This is a genomic window from Sphingomonas sp., assembly GCF_965200135.1.
GTDB lineage: Bacteria > Pseudomonadota > Alphaproteobacteria > Sphingomonadales > Sphingomonadaceae > Sphingomonas.
On record NZ_CBDATK010000013.1, the window covers coordinates 359,552 to 377,350 of the forward strand.

At 69.8% G+C, this 17,799-nt stretch carries 22 protein-coding genes; 9 read left to right on the top strand and 13 right to left on the bottom strand.

Annotated features, from left to right (window positions below; translation table 11 throughout):
* The first annotated feature begins 77 nt into the window (after positions 1-77).
* Positions 78-950, top strand: coding sequence for a tyrosine-type recombinase/integrase (locus tag ACOFKS_RS15300; protein WP_419810116.1), 873 nt, complete (start codon positions 78-80; stop codon positions 948-950).
* 2 nt (positions 951-952) lie between these two features.
* On the opposite strand, the gene ACOFKS_RS15305 is transcribed toward ACOFKS_RS15300, so the two are convergent.
* The 6 genes from ACOFKS_RS15305 to rsmI form a co-directional block, all read right to left on the bottom strand.
* Positions 953-1,549, bottom strand: coding sequence for a DedA family protein (locus ACOFKS_RS15305; protein ID WP_419810117.1), 597 nt, complete (start codon positions 1,547-1,549; stop codon positions 953-955).
* Between the two features lie 115 nt (positions 1,550-1,664).
* Entirely contained in the window at positions 1,665-2,633 is a 969-nt protein-coding gene (gene gshB, locus ACOFKS_RS15310) for a glutathione synthase (RefSeq protein ID WP_419810118.1), read from the bottom strand.
* Positions 2,634-2,671: 38 nt separating this feature from the next.
* The gene (locus ACOFKS_RS15315) at positions 2,672-3,022 is read right to left on the bottom strand and encodes a YraN family protein (protein WP_419810119.1); all 351 of its coding nucleotides are present in this window, start codon (positions 3,020-3,022) and stop codon (positions 2,672-2,674) included.
* A gap of 116 nt (positions 3,023-3,138) precedes the next feature.
* Positions 3,139-3,657 (bottom strand): hypothetical protein, encoded by a 519-nt coding sequence (locus ACOFKS_RS15320; protein WP_419810120.1) that lies wholly within the window; start codon positions 3,655-3,657, stop codon positions 3,139-3,141.
* A gap of 225 nt (positions 3,658-3,882) precedes the next feature.
* Complete coding sequence (locus ACOFKS_RS15325) at positions 3,883-4,410, bottom strand: hypothetical protein (protein WP_419810121.1); 528 nt, start codon at positions 4,408-4,410, stop codon at positions 3,883-3,885.
* A gap of 146 nt (positions 4,411-4,556) precedes the next feature.
* Complete coding sequence (rsmI, locus tag ACOFKS_RS15330) at positions 4,557-5,399, bottom strand: 16S rRNA (cytidine(1402)-2'-O)-methyltransferase (protein WP_419810122.1); 843 nt, start codon at positions 5,397-5,399, stop codon at positions 4,557-4,559.
* Between the two features lie 11 nt (positions 5,400-5,410).
* On the opposite strand from rsmI, the gene ACOFKS_RS15335 reads away from it, so the two are divergent.
* Entirely contained in the window at positions 5,411-6,598 is a 1,188-nt protein-coding gene (locus ACOFKS_RS15335) for a penicillin-binding protein activator (RefSeq protein WP_419810123.1), read from the top strand.
* On the opposite strand, the gene hemW is transcribed toward ACOFKS_RS15335, so the two are convergent.
* A complete protein-coding gene (gene hemW / locus ACOFKS_RS15340; RefSeq protein WP_419810124.1) occupies positions 6,553-7,764 on the bottom strand; it encodes a radical SAM family heme chaperone HemW in 1,212 nt (403 codons plus the stop codon). The genes ACOFKS_RS15335 and hemW overlap by 46 nt on opposite strands.
* Positions 7,765-7,782: 18 nt before the next feature.
* On the opposite strand from hemW, the gene ACOFKS_RS15345 reads away from it, so the two are divergent.
* Positions 7,783-8,337: a CAP domain-containing protein gene (locus ACOFKS_RS15345; protein ID WP_419810125.1), complete on the top strand. Its 555-nt coding sequence runs from the start codon at positions 7,783-7,785 to the stop codon at positions 8,335-8,337.
* A 41-nt stretch (positions 8,338-8,378) separates the two neighbouring features.
* On the opposite strand, the gene ACOFKS_RS15350 is transcribed toward ACOFKS_RS15345, so the two are convergent.
* Genes ACOFKS_RS15350 through rph form a run of 3 tightly spaced genes read right to left on the bottom strand, consistent with a single transcriptional unit; the run spans position 8,379 to position 9,937 of the window.
* A complete protein-coding gene (locus ACOFKS_RS15350; RefSeq protein WP_419810126.1) occupies positions 8,379-8,582 on the bottom strand; it encodes a hypothetical protein in 204 nt (67 codons plus the stop codon).
* Positions 8,583-8,588: 6 nt separating this feature from the next.
* Positions 8,589-9,224, bottom strand: a complete 636-nt coding sequence (gene rdgB, locus ACOFKS_RS15355) for an RdgB/HAM1 family non-canonical purine NTP pyrophosphatase (protein WP_419810127.1) — start codon at positions 9,222-9,224, stop codon at positions 8,589-8,591.
* The gene (rph, locus tag ACOFKS_RS15360; protein WP_419810128.1) at positions 9,221-9,937 is read right to left on the bottom strand and encodes a ribonuclease PH; all 717 of its coding nucleotides are present in this window, start codon (positions 9,935-9,937) and stop codon (positions 9,221-9,223) included. The genes rdgB and rph overlap by 4 nt, the downstream gene beginning before the upstream one ends.
* A 179-nt stretch (positions 9,938-10,116) precedes the next feature.
* On the opposite strand from rph, the gene ACOFKS_RS15365 reads away from it, so the two are divergent.
* Genes ACOFKS_RS15365 through ACOFKS_RS15375 form a run of 3 tightly spaced genes read left to right on the top strand, consistent with a single transcriptional unit; the run spans position 10,117 to position 12,012 of the window.
* On the top strand, positions 10,117-10,374 hold the full coding sequence (locus tag ACOFKS_RS15365) for a GCG_CRPN prefix-to-repeats domain-containing protein (RefSeq protein WP_419810129.1): 258 nt from the start codon (positions 10,117-10,119) through the stop codon (positions 10,372-10,374).
* Between the two features lie 41 nt (positions 10,375-10,415).
* Positions 10,416-11,456 (top strand): heat-inducible transcriptional repressor HrcA, encoded by a 1,041-nt coding sequence (hrcA, locus tag ACOFKS_RS15370; RefSeq protein ID WP_419810130.1) that lies wholly within the window; start codon positions 10,416-10,418, stop codon positions 11,454-11,456.
* Between the two features lie 13 nt (positions 11,457-11,469).
* On the top strand, positions 11,470-12,012 hold the full coding sequence (locus ACOFKS_RS15375; RefSeq protein ID WP_419810131.1) for a nucleotide exchange factor GrpE: 543 nt from the start codon (positions 11,470-11,472) through the stop codon (positions 12,010-12,012).
* A 55-nt stretch (positions 12,013-12,067) separates the two neighbouring features.
* Here the strand turns inward: ACOFKS_RS15375 and ACOFKS_RS15380 are convergent, their stop codons facing one another.
* Both ACOFKS_RS15380 and ACOFKS_RS15385 read right to left on the bottom strand, forming a co-directional pair.
* Positions 12,068-12,316 (bottom strand): BrnA antitoxin family protein, encoded by a 249-nt coding sequence (locus tag ACOFKS_RS15380; protein ID WP_419810132.1) that lies wholly within the window; start codon positions 12,314-12,316, stop codon positions 12,068-12,070.
* A 211-nt stretch (positions 12,317-12,527) separates the two neighbouring features.
* Positions 12,528-12,974, bottom strand: coding sequence for a DUF4126 domain-containing protein (locus tag ACOFKS_RS15385; RefSeq protein WP_419810133.1), 447 nt, complete (start codon positions 12,972-12,974; stop codon positions 12,528-12,530).
* Between the two features lie 108 nt (positions 12,975-13,082).
* Between ACOFKS_RS15385 and ACOFKS_RS15390 the strand changes: the two genes are divergently transcribed.
* Together ACOFKS_RS15390 and ACOFKS_RS15395 are read left to right on the top strand one after the other, a co-directional pair.
* Complete coding sequence (locus ACOFKS_RS15390) at positions 13,083-14,306, top strand: threonine synthase (protein WP_419810134.1); 1,224 nt, start codon at positions 13,083-13,085, stop codon at positions 14,304-14,306.
* A gap of 104 nt (positions 14,307-14,410) precedes the next feature.
* A complete protein-coding gene (locus ACOFKS_RS15395; RefSeq protein WP_419810135.1) occupies positions 14,411-15,271 on the top strand; it encodes a CPBP family intramembrane glutamic endopeptidase in 861 nt (286 codons plus the stop codon).
* On the opposite strand, the gene ACOFKS_RS15400 is transcribed toward ACOFKS_RS15395, so the two are convergent.
* Positions 15,268-15,687 (bottom strand): copper chaperone PCu(A)C, encoded by a 420-nt coding sequence (locus ACOFKS_RS15400; protein WP_419810136.1) that lies wholly within the window; start codon positions 15,685-15,687, stop codon positions 15,268-15,270. The genes ACOFKS_RS15395 and ACOFKS_RS15400 overlap by 4 nt on opposite strands.
* Positions 15,688-15,850: 163 nt before the next feature.
* On the opposite strand from ACOFKS_RS15400, the gene dnaK reads away from it, so the two are divergent.
* The gene (dnaK, locus tag ACOFKS_RS15405; protein WP_419810137.1) at positions 15,851-17,752 is read left to right on the top strand and encodes a molecular chaperone DnaK; all 1,902 of its coding nucleotides are present in this window, start codon (positions 15,851-15,853) and stop codon (positions 17,750-17,752) included.
* The last annotated feature ends 47 nt before the right edge of the window (positions 17,753-17,799 follow it).

A 17,799-nucleotide genomic window follows, 5' to 3' on the forward strand; every position in this document is an offset into this window, starting at 1 on the left:
CCCCGGGCTTGACCCAGGGTCCGGCTTCTTCTTGAACCGCGGGCAGCAGCCGGACCCCAGGGTGACGAAGGAATGCCGTGACCGACCTTCCCGCGCTCTACGGCCAGCATCTCGCCCGCGACCGGCGGCGGTCGGCGCATACCGTGCGCGCGTATCAGGCGACGGCCGAGCGATTGCTCACGTTCCTGCAGCGGCATTGGGGTGGCCCGGCGACCGACCTGACCCGCGTCACCACCGCCGACCTGCGCGCGTTCCTGGCGGCGCGGCGTGGCGAGGGGCTGGCCAATGCGTCGGCGGCGCGCGAGCTGTCGGCGGTACGCGGCTTTCTCGCTTTTGCCGGGGCCGACGCGCCGCGCCTGCGTGGCCCGCGCGTCAGGAAGGGCATTCCCCGCCCGGTGTCGCCGGCGGACGCGGTGGCGCTGGCCGAAGAGGTGGCGGACGACGCCGCCGCGCCGTGGATCGGCGCGCGCGACTGGGCGGTGCTGTTGCTGCTATATGGCGCGGGCCTGCGGATCGGTGAGGCGATGGCGCTGCCGGCGCGGGTGCTGCCGCTGGGCGAGACGCTGAGCGTCACCGGCAAGCGCGCCAAGACCCGCGTCGTGCCGCTGTTGCCGCAGGTGCGTGGCGCGATCGAGGCCTATGCGGCGACGACGCCGTGGCCGGTGCGCGGCGACGAGCCGCTGTTCAGGGGCGCGAAGGGCGGGCCGCTCTCAGCCGGCATGGTGCGCCGTGCGGTGCGGGCGGCGCGCGGGCGGCTGGGGCTGGGCGAGCGGACGACTCCGCATGCGCTGCGCCACTCGTTCGCGACGCACCTGCTGGGGCGCGGCGCGGACCTGCGTGCGTTGCAGGAGTTGCTGGGCCATGCGAGCCTGGGGTCGACACAGATCTACACGGCAGTCGACGCGGCGTATCTGATGGACGTCTATCGGAGCGCACACCCGCGCGCGTGAGGCTAGTCCGGCTTCCACGTCGCGACGCGCCAGGCGTAGCCGACCGCCATCGCCACGAAGACGGCGATCGTCGCGGGGCCGACATAGCGGTGCAGGTCCTGGAAGCGGCTGCCCAGCAGCACGCCCGCTTCGGCCAGTACCGTGTTCCAGATCAGGCTGCCCGCGAACGTCCAGACTAGAAACCGGAACAGCGGCATCCGCGTCATGCCGGCCGGCAGCGAGACGATCGTGCGGAAGGCGGGCATGAAGCGGAACACGAAGATCACCCAGCCGCCATGCCTGACGAAGAAGGCGTGGAGCCGCTCGACGCCCGACCAGTCGAGCGTCAGCCAGCGGCCGTGGCGCTCGACGAACGGCCGAAAGCGCTCGTAGCCGAAGCGCACACCCAGCCAGTACCAGAAGCAGTTCCCCGCCGTCGTCCCGGCGGTGCCGACCAGCACCAGCGGCACCAGCGCCATGTCGCCGCGCGCGACCGCCATGCCGGCCAGCCCCATGATGACCTCCGAAGGGATCGGCGGGACGATGTTCTCCAGCGCCATGAGGAGGAAGATGCCGAGATAGCCGGCCTGGGTGATGGCATCGAGGATGAAGTCGGTCATGTGCGACGATCGCTTCCCGCCCTTCGACTTCGTTCAGGGCGAACGGAGTCCGGGCGGGCGCATCCAAGCGTCCGTTCGTGCTGAGCGAAGTCGAAGCACATGATCGTCCGCTCGCCTATAGGGGGGCTCGCTGACCCACCTTCGCCTCCACCGCCTCCCAGATCATCGCCGCCACGTCGGTCCCGTCGAACCGCTCGATCGCGACGATGCCCGTCGGCGAGGTGACGTTGATCTCGGTCAGCCACTTGCCGCCGATCACGTCAATGCCGACGAACAGCAGCCCGCGCCGCTTCAGCTCGGGTGCGAGCGCGGCGCAGATCTCGCGCTCGCGATCGGTCAGCTCGGTCTTCACCGCCGAGCCGCCGACCGCGAGGTTGCTCCTGATCTCGCCCTCGCCCGGCAGGCGATTGATCGCGCCCGCGACCTCGCCGTCGACCAACACGATGCGCTTGTCGCCGGCCGCGACCTCGGGAAGGAACGCCTGCACCATGTGCGGCTCCGGCCAGGTCTGGTTGAAGATCTCGAACAGCGCGGACAGGTTGAGGCCACCCGCCTCGACCTTGAAGATCGCCTTGCCACCGTTGCCGTGGAGCGGCTTGACGACGATCGCGCCGTGTTCGGCCAGGAAGGCGCGCGCCTCGTCGAGGTTGCGGGTGACCAGCGTCGGCGGCATGAACTGCGGATAGTCGAGGACGAACACTTTCTCGGGCGCGTTGCGGACCTGCGCCGGGTCGTTGACCACCAGCGTTCGGGTAGCGATCCGTTCGAGCAGGTGCGTGGCGGTGATGTAGCCGAGGTCGAACGGCGGGTCCTGCCGCATCAGCACCACGTCCGCGTCGGCGCCGAGGTCGAGCGATACCGGCTCGCCGAAGGTGAAGTGATCGCCCGCCACGCGCCGCACCGTCACCGGATGCGCGCGCGCCCAGACGCGCCCGGCGGCGTAGTTCAGGTCGCCGGCGAGATAGTGGAACAGCCGGTGCCCGCGCGCCTGCGCCGACAGCATCAGCGCGAAGGTCGAATCGCCGGCGATGTTGAGACCGGCGAGCGGGTCCATCTGGACGGCGACGGTGAGGGATGTGGTCATATGCTGTCCTTAGCCCACCCGCCGCGTCGCGGGGAGGGTCAAGGTTGCCAGGCATTTTCCAGGTGACGCGGCAGGCTGCCCGGCGCGAGCAGGATGACGTCGACGCGGACGTCGTCGCCCGGTTCGGCATAGCGCTCCATCAGCAGCTCGGCGGCGGCGGCGACGCGGGCGAGGCGGGGCTCGTCGATCGCATGGTCCAGTTCGGCGGCGGTGCGGCGGACCTTGACCTCGACGAACGCGACCAGGCCGGGGCGGCGCGCGACCAGATCGACCTCGCCCGCCCTGGTCTTCACCCGCCGGTCGAGGATCGTCCAGCCCCGCCGCTCCAGCCACGCCGCCGCATAGGTTTCGCCGCGACGACCGGCGGCGTCGGCGGCTTGCCTGGACAATCTGGAGCGCGGCACGGCCTTGGCTAGCGGAGCGGGGCGATGTCACGCAAGCCGTGCCGGCACGCCGCGCGACGAGCGCGACCTGTGGTCACGCTACCTCCAGGCTCAGCGAGGACTCAATGCGAGAGGCGGATCCAGAGCTTGGGCGTCCCGTCGCTCCCGATCTTGCTGTGATATTTGCTCGTCGCAGCGGCGAGCTGGAAGATCACGCCGATGGTACTCAGGTCTGTATCGGTAAGCGCTTTGCGGATGTGCCGCACGAACTGCAGACCGGGCTCGCTCTTGCCGGAGAAGTTGAACTTCTCCAATCGAGAGTCATCCGCCCAAAGCACGTGTTTTTGGATTGTAAGCAAGCTGATAAAGCCGCTGTCGGCGCCACCACAGGTGGCAAGCATGTCGACCGACTCGATGAGAAGTTGCAGCAACTCGATATGCGCGACCGCACCGACCGCATCCGACATATCTGCGGAAGGGCTGGCTTGCTCGGCGGCCCACTGGATCGCATCGGATACTTCCGGCTTTGAAAACTGTACCGAGTTCAAAAACTTGACCATGTTGAAATCGTCGAGATCGACGGCATTGTCGTTCTGATAGTGAAAACCGCCGGCACCCGACGCGATGATCTGAAACGACATGGTGTTCCCTCTCAGTCCGTGAATCCAGTGACGATCCAGTCGTGGCGCAGCAACAACATGGCGTCGCACCGAGTTCGGCCGACATCTGCCGGACCGTGGACCCGGACATTCGATCAACACCGACCCAAGTACAAGCGGTCGGCGGGAGAGCGGCAGCATGCCCGTCGCATGTTCGGCTCATGGCGCGGGTTCGACGATCCACTCTGGCCCGGCAGTTGACTCCTGCTAACCTTTCTTGATTTGTATCGAATAGCTGGGGGGCTGCCCGTCGCCGATCCACTCGTCATACTTGCTGAGCGCCATGCCGATCGCGTTCAGCACGCCCAGATTGCTCATCCCGGCGGCTTCAAGCGTCGGCTTGATCTTTCGCATGAAGTCCAGGCCGGGGTTATCACCGCCGAGCGTCACCTTGGTAAACCGGTGCTGGTCCTTCATGATGATGTTGTGTTCCCACGTCCACAGCCCCACCCAGCCATGACCGCCGCTCTTCTTGGCGAGATTCATGATGTTCAACTGGATCAGCTCGGCGAACACCATGTTGCCCACCATCCCCGCCGCCTTGCCGACATCCGACGCGGTCGGATCGCGGAGCTCGAAGGCGGTTTTCGCCATGCCCGGCAGCGTGAGATCGCCCGTCGCTGCCGTCATAATGGCGTTCATCATGTCCAGCTCGTTCAACGACGGCAGATTGTCCTTGCGGTACGTAAAGCCGTGATTGCTCGACTCGCCGAAAATCCTGAACTTGAAATCCATGCTGCGCCCCCCTTCGTGGCATGACGGCCTTACTCAGGAGCGTTCCGTATCCCCCCGGATCGCACCCAACCGTACATGGTGCAACGGTCGCAACGTGGTCCGCGATTTGCAATCCTCGCCGACGGCAGCTGTCGCAGGTTCGTCGATTACTCCTCCGCCGCTTTCCTGAGCCGCATCGCCCGAGCGTACAGTTCGCGCCGGTCCACGCCCAAGCGCTTGGCCACTTCGCTCGCGGCCCTGCCGACGGGCAGGCGGGTGAGCGCCTCAGCCAGTGCCGCGTCGGCATCGTCGGCGCTGGCGGGGGCCGCCTCGCCGGGCGGGGCGACGACGATCACGATCTCTCCCTTTGGCGGCACGTCGGCATAGCAGCTCGCCAGCGTCGACAGCGTGCCGGTCACCGCCTCCTCGAAGCGTTTGGTGATCTCGCGCGTCACCGCCGCCTCGCGGTCGCCCAGCCCCTCGGCGAGTGTCGCGAGACAGGCGGCGAGGCGTGGGCCGGATTCATACATCACCAGCGTCGCGCGAATGCCCGCGACCTCGGCGATCGCGGCGGCACGAGCGCCCGCCTTGGCCGGCAGGAAGCCGAGAAACAGGAAGCGGTCGGTCGGCAGCCCGGCGAGCGTCAGCGCCGCCACCGCCGCGCACGGACCGGGGATCGTCATCACGCTATGCCCCGCCGCGCGCGCGTCGCGGACCAGCTTGAAGCCGGGATCGGAGATCAACGGCGTGCCCGCGTCGCTGACCAGTGCGATCGCCTCCGTCGCCAGCCGCGCTACCAAGCCGGGACGAACCGCGTCGGCATTGTGATCGTGATACGGCGTCATGGGTGTTTTCGTACCAATGTGCCTGAGCAATCCGGCGGTGACGCGGCTGTCCTCCACCGCCAACAGGTCGGCGCGCGACAGGATGTCGGCGGCGCGCGGCGACAGGTCGCCGAGATTGCCGATGGGGGTAGCGACGATGTAGAGGCCCGGCTCGAGAACATTCATGGGAGCGGGTCATGGCAGAGGGTGAAGGGGTCCGGCAACGGGGCTGGATCGGGCGCTTCGCCGCCGTCGCCGCGGGCGCGCTGCTCGCCGCTTGTTCCACCGTCGTGCCGCCCGGCGTCGAGCGCGCACCGCCGCCGGTGCAGCGCCCCGCCTATCAGGCGCCGCAGGTGGAGGTCGGTATCCCGCGCGACACCGCGCGCAACCGCGTCGCGCTGCTGGTGCCGCTGACCGGCGGCAATGCGGGGGTGGGTCAGTCGATCGCCAACGCGACGCAGCTGGCGATGCTCGACACCAACACGACGCAGGTGCGCGTCACCAACTACGACACCGCGACCGGCGCCGCAGCGGCGGCCAGGCGCGCGATCGACGACGGCGCGCAGCTGATCCTGGGGCCGCTGCTGGCGGACGATGCGCGGCAGGTCGGGCCGATCGCGCATGCCGCCGGGGTGCCGGTGCTGAGCTTTTCCAACGATACCGGCGTCGCGGGCGGCGGCACCTATGTGATGGGCTATGTTCCCGCGCAGTCGATCGAGCGGGTCGTCGATTACGCGCGGGCGCGCGGCGTCACGACCTTTGCGGGGATGGTGCCCAACGGGCTGTACGGCGAGCGCGCGTCGACCGCGTTCCTGCGCGCGGTGGAGGCCGGCGGGGGCCAGGTGCTGTCGCTTCAGACCTATAGCCGCACCCCGGCCGCGATCGCGGCGGCGGCGGCGCGGGTGGGGGCCAAGGCGCCCTATGGCGCGGTGCTGATCGCCGATGCGGGGCCGACCGCGGCGGCGGCGGCGGCGGGCGCGAAGCGCGGCTCGCCCAGTGCGCGCGTGCTCGGCACCGAGTTGTGGAATACCGAATCCGGCATCGCCGCGCGCCCGCAGCTGGCGGGTGCGTGGTTCGCGAGTGTTTCGGATGGGCTGTATCGGCAGTTCGCGGCCAAATATCGCGGGCGGTTCGGGGCGGGGCCGTATCGGCTGTCGAGCCTGGGGTACGATGCGGTGCTGCTGACGGTGCGGATCGCGCGCGACTGGCCGATCGGGGCTAGGTTTCCGGAAGCGCGGTTGCGCGATACGGACGGGTTCGCCGGGCTGGACGGCGCGTTCCGTTTCGGCCGCGACGGCGTCGCCGAGCGCGCGCTGGAGGTGCAGGAGATCAGGGGCGGTCAGGCGGTGGTGGTCAGCCCGGCACCGAGCGGGTTCGGGCGGTAGTCGCCGCCCGCCGGCGGGACGGGCGCATCCGTCACCACCTCCGGCAAGATCGCATCCAGCAGCAGCGCGCCCGCCTCGGTGACGCGCAGCCGGTCGGGCATCAGCGCGATCAGGCCGAGCTGCTCCAGCCGCCGCACCGCGTCGAAATCGACCGGTGCTTCTCCACCGGCTAGAGCCGCGATCCGGCGCAGGTCCACCCCCTCCGCCAGCCGCAGCCCCATCAGCAGCGCCTCTTCGGCGCGCTCGTGCGGGGTGAGGGCGTCCTCGCGTTCGAGGCCGTGGCTGTTGCGATCGATCGCGTCGAGCCAGTTCTCCGGCTTACGGCGGCGTTGCGTCGCGAAGCCGCCGCGCCGGCCATGGGCGCCGGGGCCGACGCCCAGGTAATCGCCGTAGCGCCAATAGGTCAGGTTGTGGCGGCTCTCCGCGCCTGGCCGGGCATGGTTGGAGGTCTCGTAGGCGGGCAGTCCCGCCGCCGCCGTCCGCGCGCGCGTCGCCTCGAACAGGTCGGCGGCGAGGTCTGAATCGGGGAGCACCAGCCGCCCTGCCGCCGCCTCGGTCGCGAAGCGCGTGCCGGGTTCGATCGTGAGTTGATAGAGCGACAGGTGCTCGGTCCCGAACGCCAGCGCGCGGGTGAGCTGCGCTTCCCACGCGGCCAGGGTCTGATCCGGCAGCGCGTAGATCAGGTCGAAGCTGACACGCGCGAACGCCCGCTGCGCGGTGGCGAGCGCCGCGATCCCCTCCGCCGCGTCATGCGCCCGGCCGAGAAAGCGCAGCGCCGCGTCGTCGAACGACTGCAGCCCCAGGCTGACGCGGTTCACCCCCGCCGCCGCGAGATCGGCGAAGCGCGCCGCCTCCACCGATGACGGGTTCGCCTCCAGCGTGATCTCGACGCCGGGCGCGAACCCCCAATGCGCCGCCGTCGCATCGAGCAGAGCGGCGACGGTCGCGGGCGGCATTAGCGAGGGCGTGCCGCCGCCGAAGAACACCGACCCGACCCGCCGGCCCGGCGTCAGCGCCGCCTCGTGCGCGAGGTCCGCGAGCAGCGCGGCGCGCCAGCGGTCCTGGTCCACCGTCTCGCGGACATGGCTGTTGAAGTCGCAATAGGGGCATTTGCGGACGCAGAACGGCCAATGGATGTAGAGCGCGAGGTTGTCGGGGTCGGTCACCCGCGCGATATGGCGCGGATGCCGCGCGGACGCCACCTGCTGAGCCTGTTGGCGCTGACCGCGTGTGTGCCCGAACTGCCCGGTCGCCAGAACAAGCGCGACGATAGCCCGACCGCCGCCCCGCGCAGCGCCGCGCTGCTGCGCGAGACGATGCTGGCGCGGCACGCGCGCGAGCGGGCGGCGGTGGGGGTGCCGCCGCTGGTCTGGGACGCGGGGCTGGCGGCGCAGGCGCTCGACTATGCGCGGTCGATGGCGGTCACTGGGCGGTTCGCGCGTTCCGAACAGCCGGAGCGGCGCGGGCGCGAGGGCGAGAACCTGTGGGCCGGTGCGCGGGGTGTCTACACCTACGACCAGATGCTCGATGGCTGGGCGGCGGAGAAACGGCTGTTCGTCAACCTCGCCGCGCCGGGTTTCAGCCGGACGGGCCGGTGGGCCGACGTGGCGCATTACACGCAGATGGTGTGGCGCGGGACGACGCGGGTAGGGTGCGGCCTCGCCAGCGATCACGGGCGCGATTTTCTGGTGTGCCGGTATTTGATGCCGGGCAACGTGGCCGGTCGCCGGGCCTATTAGCCGCCGCACCCGCCGGCGAAGCCCGAGCATTCGGCAGGCAGCTATTTACCGACCAGGATCGCCAGCCTCCACCTCGCCCAGACGAACCCGGCCGCGATCGCGAGGGCGCTCAGGACCGCGCCCGACATGATCCACACCACCACCGTGCCGGCTGCGGCGAGTAGCGGCGGCGGGCCGGCGTCGCCGCCGACCGGGTGCAGCGCGTGGTCCGGTCCCTGCGTGACAGGGTGAATGTCGGGCGTCATTCGACGTTAAAACACCGCCGCGACGAGCTTCGCGAAGGCATCGGCGCGGTGGCTGATCGCGTGCTTTTGCTCGGGCTCCAGCTCGGCGAAGGTCCGGTCGTCGCCCAGCGGCACGAACACCGGGTCGTAGCCGAACCCCACCGTGCCGCGTGGCGGCCAGGTCAGCGAGCCCTCGGCGCGGCCCTCGAACCACTCGACGTGCCCGTCGGGCCAGGCGAGCGCCAGGACGCAGACGAAATGCGCGTCGCGGCTCGCGTCCGGCCCCTTGGCGGCGAGCGCATCCTCGACCTTTCGCATCGCCAGCGGCCAGTCGCGGCCGGTCGGCGTCTCCGCCCAGTCGGCGGTGAACACGCCGGGGTCGCCACCCAGCGCATCGACGCACAGCCCCGAATCGTCCGCCAGCGCGGGCAGCCCCGACAGGTCGGCGGCCGAGCGCGCCTTCAGCTCCGCATTGGCGAAGAAGGTGGTGCCGTTCTCCACCGGCTCGGGCAGGTCGAGCTCCTTCGCCGACACCGGCTCGATACCATAGGCCGCCAGCAGCGCCCTGATCTCGCGCACCTTGCCCTCGTTGTGGCTGGCGATGACCAGCCTGCCGGGGGCGAGCTTGCGGACCGCCTGCGGACCCGGCAGGTCGAGGCTCACGCCCGCACCGCCTCGGCCTGGGCCTTGAAGATGTCGGCACACCCCATCCGCGCCAGCCGCAGCAGGCGCAGCAGCGCCTCCTCGTCGTAGCACGCGCCCTCGGCGGTCGCTTGGACCTCGGCGAAGCGGCCGTCTTCCAGCATCACGAAATTGCCGTCGGCATGCGCGGTCGAATCCTCGGGATAGTCGAGGTCGAGCACCGGCGTGCCCTCATAGATGCCGCAGCTGACCGCCGCGACCTTTTGCGTCAGCGGGTCGGCGGCGATCTTGCCGTCCTTCATCAGCCCGTCGATCGCGAGCCGGAGCGCCACCCAGGCGCCCGAGATCGACGCGGTGCGGGTGCCGCCATCGGCCTGGATGACGTCGCAATCGAGCGTGATCTGGCGCTCGCCGAGCAGCTTCAGATCGGTGACCGCGCGCAGCGAACGGCCGATCAGCCGCTGGATCTCCTGCGTCCGCCCCGATTGCTTGCCCTTGGCCGCCTCGCGGCTGCCGCGGGTGTGGGTGGCACGCGGCAGCATGCCGTATTCGGCGGTCACCCAGCCCTCGCCCTTGCCGCGCATCCATGGCGGCAGGCGCTCCTCGACGCTGGCGGTGACCAGCACCTTGGTATCGCCGAAGCCGATCAGCACCGATCCCTCCGCGTGGCGCGTGAAGCGGGGCTCGATGGTGATCGGGCGCATCTGATCGGGGGCGCGACCGCTGGGGCGCATAGAGGGGAACTCCTGGTGTGAGCCGTCGCCGTAGCCGGGTGCGGCGCGGCGGGCCAGCCCGGCGACAAATCGCGACAATTTCGTGGGCGCCGCGATCGGAACGGCTCGGACGATCGTGACGTTCTGTTACCGGCGCATCCGTGCGCCGTGTCGCTTACCAGTAGCTGAAAGGTCTGCCTATGTTCAGGAAGATACTCGTTCTGGCGCTCGCATCCGGCGCCACGCTCGCCGCCGCCGCTCCCGCCGAGGCCCGCCAGGGCTGTGGTCCGGGCGGTCATCGCGGTCCGTACGGCCATTGTCGTCCCAACGTTCGCCCCAATCTGCATCGCGGGCCAGTGCTGGTGATCGGCAACTATTACCATGGGCGCGGCTATTGGGACGGCCGCCGCTATTGGCATAACCGCTACCGCCATCACGGTGGCTGGCGGTATCGCTAAAGTCGGATGACGGGCGGGCGGCGCCGTCCTACAGTCGCGGCATGGCGTCGCTGCCCGTCACCGAATTATCCGACCGCGCGCGCGACATCTTTCGTCGCGTCGTCGACGGCTATCTCGCGAACGGGCAGCCGGTCGGCTCAAGGACGCTCGCGCAGGCGGGGTTGAACCTGTCGCCCGCCTCGATCCGTACGGTACTGCAACAGCTCGAGGAGCTTGGGCTACTTGCTGCGCCGCATACCTCGGCGGGGCGGATGCCGACCGACATCGGATTGCGCCTGTTCGTCGACGGCATGATGCAGGCGACCGAGCCCTCGCCCGAAGAGCGCGCACAGATCGAGACGCGCGCAGGCGCCGGCGGGCCGGTCGAGGAGGCGCTGGCGACGACGGCGGCGGCGCTGAGCGGGTTATCCGCCTGCGCGGGGCTGGTGATGGTGCCCAAGCACGAGGCGCGGCTACGCCAGATCGGCTTCGTCGCGTTGGCGCCCGATCGGGCGATGGCGGTGCTGGTCGGTGAGGACGGCGCGGTCGAGAACCGGGTGGTGGCGCTGCCCGCCGGGATGACGCCGTCGGCGCTGACGGAAGCCGGCAACTACATGACCGCGACGCTGGCCGGGCTGACGCTGGCGGAGGCGCGGTTGCGCGTCGAGCGCGAGATCGCGGCGGGCCGCGCGGCGCTGGACGGCGCGGCGCAGGCGCTGGTCCGCGAGGGGCTCGCGGTGTGGAGCGAGGACACCGCGCGTCGCCCGGTGCTGATCGTGCGCGGGCAAGGCCGGCTGATCGACGCGGCGGCGGTGGCCGATCTGGAGCGTGTCCGCGACCTGCTCGACGACCTGGAGGGCAAGCAGGAAATCGCGCAGCTGCTCGACTCGGCGGCGGCCGGCGACGCCACGCGCATCTTCATCGGCGCGGAGAACAAGCTGTTCGCGCTCAGCGGCTCGTCGGTGATCGCGCGGCCGTTCCGCGGACCGGGCGGGCGCGTGGTCGGCGTCGTCGGCGTGATCGGCCCGACGCGGTTGAACTATGCGCGCGTCGTGCCCATGGTTGATTTTACGGCAGCAACGCTTGCCCGCTTGATGGGCTGACACAGGAAACCACATGACCGAAGAGACGACGCAGCAGGGTGAAGACCTGCGCGAGCAGACCGCCGAAGCCGCGCCCGAAGTGGCCGCGCACGACCGGGTCGCCGAGCTGGAGGCGCAACTCGCCGAGGCGCGGCAGGCGACGCTCTACGCGCAGGCCGAGATCCAGAACGTCCGCCGACGCGCCGAGAAGGAAGCCGCCGACGCGCGCCAATATGCCGCGACCAGCTTCGCGCGCGACATCCTGTCGGTGGCGGACAATCTGGGGCGTGGACTGGCGGCGATGCCGGCCGAATTGCGCGCCGACGACAAGATGAAAGGGCTGGTCGGAGGATTGGAGGCGACCGGCCGCGAGCTGGACGGCGTTTTCGCGCGCCACGGCATCACCAAGATCGCAGCGCTGGGCGAGACGCTCGACCCCAACCGCCACCAGGCGATGCTGGAGGTGCCGAGCGACGAGCCGGCGGGCACGATCGTGCAGGAGATGCAGGCGGGCTACATGATCAAGGATCGCCTGCTCCGCCCGGCGCTGGTCGGGGTGGCGAAAGCGGCGGGATAGGGCCGGGTGACGGCGCCGGGCCATGGTTTCAGTTCGAACCGCTGCGCCCGCGCCGTCAGACCTCCGCAGCGCGCAAGGCCGCGTTGATTTGCGACTGCCAGCCGGGGCCGGTCGCCTGGAACCGGGCCAGCACGTCCTGATCGAGGCGCAGCGTCACCTGCTGCTTCGTCGGCAGCCGCTGTGCCCCGCGCAACTGCTCGCGGCGCTCGGCCAGTGCCAGTTCCAGCGCCTCGACCGTGACGTTGAAATCCTCGGGACCATTCGGATCCGCTGGTAGCGCTATCGCGGAGCCGTCGCTCGCCATCGTTGCTTCTCCTGACAGAGATGAAGCGTGTGGCCACGCCTCGCTTTACATATACCGCCGTCCGGGTCCCGACCTCGACGTAGTTGAAAACCCGCGCCCCGAGCACGAGCGAGATGCCTTTCTTGCCGCGGTCGTCCGCGTCCTTTCCGGCGTCGAAATTCAATCTTTACGGCTGATTGTAACTACGCGAGGCGCTGCGCTTGCCGGCCGATCACCGACGCGAAACGATCGCCTGCCCGGCCGCGAGTACCGCCGCATCCTCGACGACCCCGGTCGCGGTCTGGCCCCAGCGCTTGATCGCGGCACAGCGCAGGCGCCAGCCGATGTAGGAGGAGGCGACCGCCGCCGCCGCCGCGATGGCGGCACCCCGGCGGCGCTTGCCCGGCGCGGCGAGCACCGCGCCGGCGAAGGTCGAGGTCGCCAGCCGCGCGGCCAGTCCGGCGGGGACGATGCGGTCGGGCGCGGTTGTCATCTTGTCGCCCGCCATCTCGCCCGCCGCCAGCGCCACCGCGCCTGCCGCGATCAGTGGATTGGCCAGGAGCGTGACGCCCGGCGCGTCGGCGTCGAGCCGCCCGTCGCGCGCGGCACCGGCGAGGACGGCCAGCGGGGTCATCGCGCGTTGGCCCGCGACTAGGCCGATCAGGAAGGAGGGGTTCATCGGCATGCTCCAAAGTGACGGTTGCCGCGACAACGCCGCAGCCGGCGCATGGATGCCGGGCAAGTTGGCGCATGACGACGGGGGCTCGGGGGAGATAAGGCGTCGGGCATGAACACGAACCTGACCGCCGAGCGTCCGACCTTCGTCACGCATCTGGAATGCTCACTGACCGGCGAGCGCTACGAGGCCGACCGGTTGCACGGGTTGAGCCGGGCGGGGCGGCCGCTGCTGGTGCGCTACGACCTCGACGGCGTGGCGGCGACGCTCCCGCGATCGTCGCTGGAACGGCGCCCGACCGACCTGTGGCGGTGGCGCGAGTTGCTGCCGGTGCGGCGTACCGACAGCATCGTCAGCCTGGGCGAGATCGAGACGCCGCTGGTGCCGATCCCCGCCAGCGGCGGCGCGAACGTGCTGGTCAAGGACGAGGGGCGGCTGCCGACCGGATCGTTCAAGGCGCGCGGGCTGGTGATGGCGGTGGCGATGGCGCGCGAGCTGGGCGTGACCCGGATCGCGATGCCGACCAACGGCAATGCCGGCGCGGCCCTCGCCGCCTATGCCAGCCGGTGCGGGATCGAGACGGTGATCCTCGCGCCGGAGGAGACGCCCGAGGTCAACATCCGCGAGATCGCCGCGCAGGGCGCGCGCGTCTATCGCGTCAACGGGCAGATCGACGAATGCGGCGCGATCGTCGGTCGCGGGGCGGCCGAAGGGCGCTGGTTCGACTTCTCGACGCTGAAGGAGCCGTACCGGATCGAGGGCAAGAAGACGATGGGGCTGGAGCTGGCGGCGCAGCTCGGCTGGACGCTGCCGGACGCCATCTTCTATCCGACCGGCGGCGGCACCGGGCTGATCGGGATGTGGAAGGCGTTCGACGAGCTGGAGCGGCTCGGCTGGATCGGCCCGGAGCGGCCGCGCATGTACGCGGTGCAGGCGGCGGGCTGCGCGCCGATCGTGCGCGCGTTCGAGGCGGGCGTCGAGCATGCCGAGCGCTGGGAAGACGCGCATACCGTCGCGGCCGGCATCCGGGTGCCCAAGGCGGTCGGCGATTTCCTGATCCTGCGCGCGGTGCGGGCGAGCGGCGGCAAGGCGCTGGCGGTCGGCGACCCCGCCATCCTGCGTGCCGCCGACGACTGCGCGAGGAAGGACGGGCTGCTGCTCTGCCCCGAAGGCGGCGCGACGTTGGCGGCATATCGCGAGGCGGTCCGCACCGGCGAGGTCGACGAGGACGAGCAGGTGGTGCTGTTCAACTGTGCGACGGGGCTGAAATACCCGCTGCCGCCGGCGGGGGCGACGCTCGACAAGGACGGCCCGATCGATCTTGCGGGATTGTAGCTCCCCGCGGGGTGACGAGGCGGACGCGGCGCTCTATTGCATGACGGAAATCGGGGGGTCGGATGGTCGAACTGGGTGACAGGCGCATACTCAAGCCGGGGCGCTTGCGCTGGCTGCGGGCGCTGGGCTGGATGGTCGGGCTGTTTCTGGGTCTGGGGGTGCTGTTCGGGCTGGCGGTCGGGGGGCTTAGTTTCGTCGTGCGCGCGGCGCGGGGCGGACCGATGACGATCGCGACGGGCTGGATCGGCGTCGGTGTGATGGCGGTGTCGCTGGCGATCGTCGTCGCGGCCTACCTCCTCGCGGTGCGGCTGGGCGAGGATCGCCGGGCGAGCGAGTTCGCGGCGGCGCGGTTGTTGCCGGAATGGCTCGCGGGGCTGGGTGTCGGCGGCGTGCTGATGGCGGTGTCGGTCGGGGTGATGGCTTTTGCCGGCTTCGTCACGGTCCGACCCGTTCCCGCCAGCGCCATCGCAAGCGCGATCACCAACACGATCCAGTCAGGGATACTGGAAGAGCTGCTGTTCCGCCTCGTCGTGTTCCGCCTCCTGTGGCGCGCGGCCGGGCCGTGGTGGGCGCTGGCGCTGTCGGCGCTGCTGTTCGGCGGACTGCACCTGACCAACCCCAATGCGTCGCCGTTCGCGGCGGTGTGCATCGCGTTCGAGGCGGGCATCCTGCTCGGTGCCTTTTATATGCTGACCGGGCGCATCTGGGCGTCGATCGGCGTCCACATGGGCTGGAACTTCACGCAGGGGTGGATTTTCGGCGCGGCGGTGAGCGGGACGGACGGGTTCGCCGGCGGTCCGCTGACGACGACGCCCAAGGCTGCGGTCGCGGACTGGCTGGACGGCGGCCGTTTCGGGCCGGAGGCGGCGCTGCCGGCGTTGCTGATCTGTACCGCCGCCGGGCTGTGGGTGCTGCGCCGCGCGTGGCTGGCCGGACAGTTTGGCGAGCGGTCCCCGGCCGGCTAGAAGGGCGCGGGGTCGGCGGCGGCGACGACCTTGGCGTCCAGCGTGACCTGGATGCCGTCGGAAAAGGCGAACCGCAGCGGCATCGTCGTACCCGGCTTCACGCGCGGGTCGACATCGTAGAGCATGACGTGCCGGCCGGCAGGCGAGAAGCGCACGTCCTGGCCTGCGTCCAGCGCGACCGTGGCGATCGGGCGCATCCCGGCCGCCATGCTCTCGTGCATCTCGGCGCGTCCCGCCCGCGGGCTGGTGATGCCGGTAATCGCCACGTCCTGAACCCCGCCGGTCGCGTGGAAGTACGCCGCGGCGGGGCGGCCGGGTACGGCGGGCAGGCGGACCCACACGTCGCCGATCTCGCGCTGCGGCGGCTGACATCCCATCAACAGCCCGGCCAGCGTCGCCGCCGTTGCCGCCCGCATCGCCCTGTCCCGTATCGCAAATCGCATCGCCGCCGCCTACGCCTGCACCCTTCTTGCGGCAAGCCGACCCGCACCTATATCGCGCCAAGTAACACAGGTTGCGCTGCCGTAACGGACGCGCCGCCTTTTCGGTTTTCATGCTTGTCAGGGGCTATTCGGACACATGGCTAAAGTAATCGGTATCGACCTCGGCACCACCAACAGCTGCGTCGCGGTGATGGAGGGCGGGAAGCCCAAGGTGATCGAGAATGTGGAGGGCGCGCGCACCACGCCGTCGATCGTCGCCTTTGCCAAGGACAGCGAGCGGCTGGTCGGCCAGCCGGCCAAGCGCCAGGCGGTCACCAACGGCGACAACACGATCTTCGCGGTGAAGCGCCTGATCGGCCGCCGCTTCGACGACCCGATCACCAAAAAGGACACGCAGCTCGTCCCCTACACGATCGTGAAGGGTCAGAACGGCGATGCGTGGGTATCGGCGGGCGGCAAGGAATACTCGCCGTCGCAGATCAGCGCCTTCACGCTGCAGAAGATGAAGGAGACCGCCGAGTCTTACCTCGGCGAGACGGTGACGCAGGCGGTGATCACCGTGCCGGCGTATTTCAACGACGCCCAGCGTCAGGCGACCAAGGACGCCGGCCAGATCGCGGGTCTGGAAGTGCTCCGCATCATCAACGAGCCGACTGCGGCGGCCCTCGCCTATGGCCTGGAGAAGCAGGACGGCAAGACGATCGCGGTGTATGACCTCGGCGGCGGCACGTTCGACGTCTCGATCCTCGAGATCGGCGACGGCGTGTTCGAGGTGAAGGCGACCAACGGCGACACCTTCCTGGGCGGCGAGGATTTCGACAACAAGCTGGTCGAGTATCTGGCCGAGGGCTTCAAGAAGGACGAGGGCATCGACCTGTCGAAGGACAAGTTGGCGCTTCAGCGGCTGAAGGAAGCGGCGGAAAAGGCGAAGATCGAGCTGTCCTCGGCCGCCTCGACCGAGGTCAACCTGCCCTTCATCACCGCGGATCAAAACGGGCCGAAGCATCTGGTGAAGACGATCAACCGCGCCGATCTGGAGCGGCTGGTCGACGACCTCATCAAGCGCACGATCGAGCCGATGAAGAAGGCGCTGGCCGATGCCGGGCTGAAGACCGACGACATCAGCGAAGTCGTGCTCGTCGGCGGCATGACGCGCATGCCCAAGGTGCGCGAGGCGGTGAAGGCGTTCTTCGGCAAGGAGCCGCATACCGGCGTCAACCCTGACGAGGTCGTTGCGATGGGCGCCGCGATCCAGGCGGGCGTGTTGCAGGGCGACGTCAAGGACGTGCTGCTGCTGGACGTGACGCCGCTGTCGCTGGGCATCGAGACGCTGGGTGGCGTGTTCACCCGCATGATCGACCGCAACACGACGATCCCGACCAAGAAGTCGCAGACCTATTCGACCGCCGACGACAATCAGGGCGCGGTGACGATCCGCGTGTTCCAGGGCGAGCGCGAGATGGCGGCGGACAACAAGATGCTGGGCCAGTTCGATCTGGTCGGTATCCCGCCGGCGCCCCGCGGCGTGCCGCAGATCGAGGTCACGTTCGACATCGACGCGAACGGCATCGTCAACGTGTCGGCCAAGGACAAGGGCACCGGCAAGGAGCAGCAGATCCGCATCCAGGCGTCGGGCGGCCTCAGCGACAACGACATCGAGCAGATGGTCCGCGACGCGGAGAAGTTCGCCGACGAGGACAAGAGGCGGCGTGCGGGCGCGGAGGCGAAGAACAACGCCGAGTCGCTGATCCACACCACCGAGCGTCAGCTGGCGGATAACGGCGACAAGGTCGACGAGTCGCTCAAGTCCGAGATCCAGGCGGCGGTCGATGCGGCCAAGGCGGCGGTCGAGAGCGGCGACGCGGATCAGATGACCGAAAAGGCGCAGGCGCTGGCGACGGTCGCGATGAAGCTCGGCCAGGCCATCTACGAGAAGCAGGCGCAGTCGGAGGCATCGCCGTCGCAGGACGGCGCGGGCGAGGCGCCCAAGGAGGACGTGGTCGACGCCGAGTTCTCCGAGGTCGACGAGACGAAGTGATGTGTCCGGGCCGTCATTCCCGCGTCGGGAGTGACGGCCCATTTTGC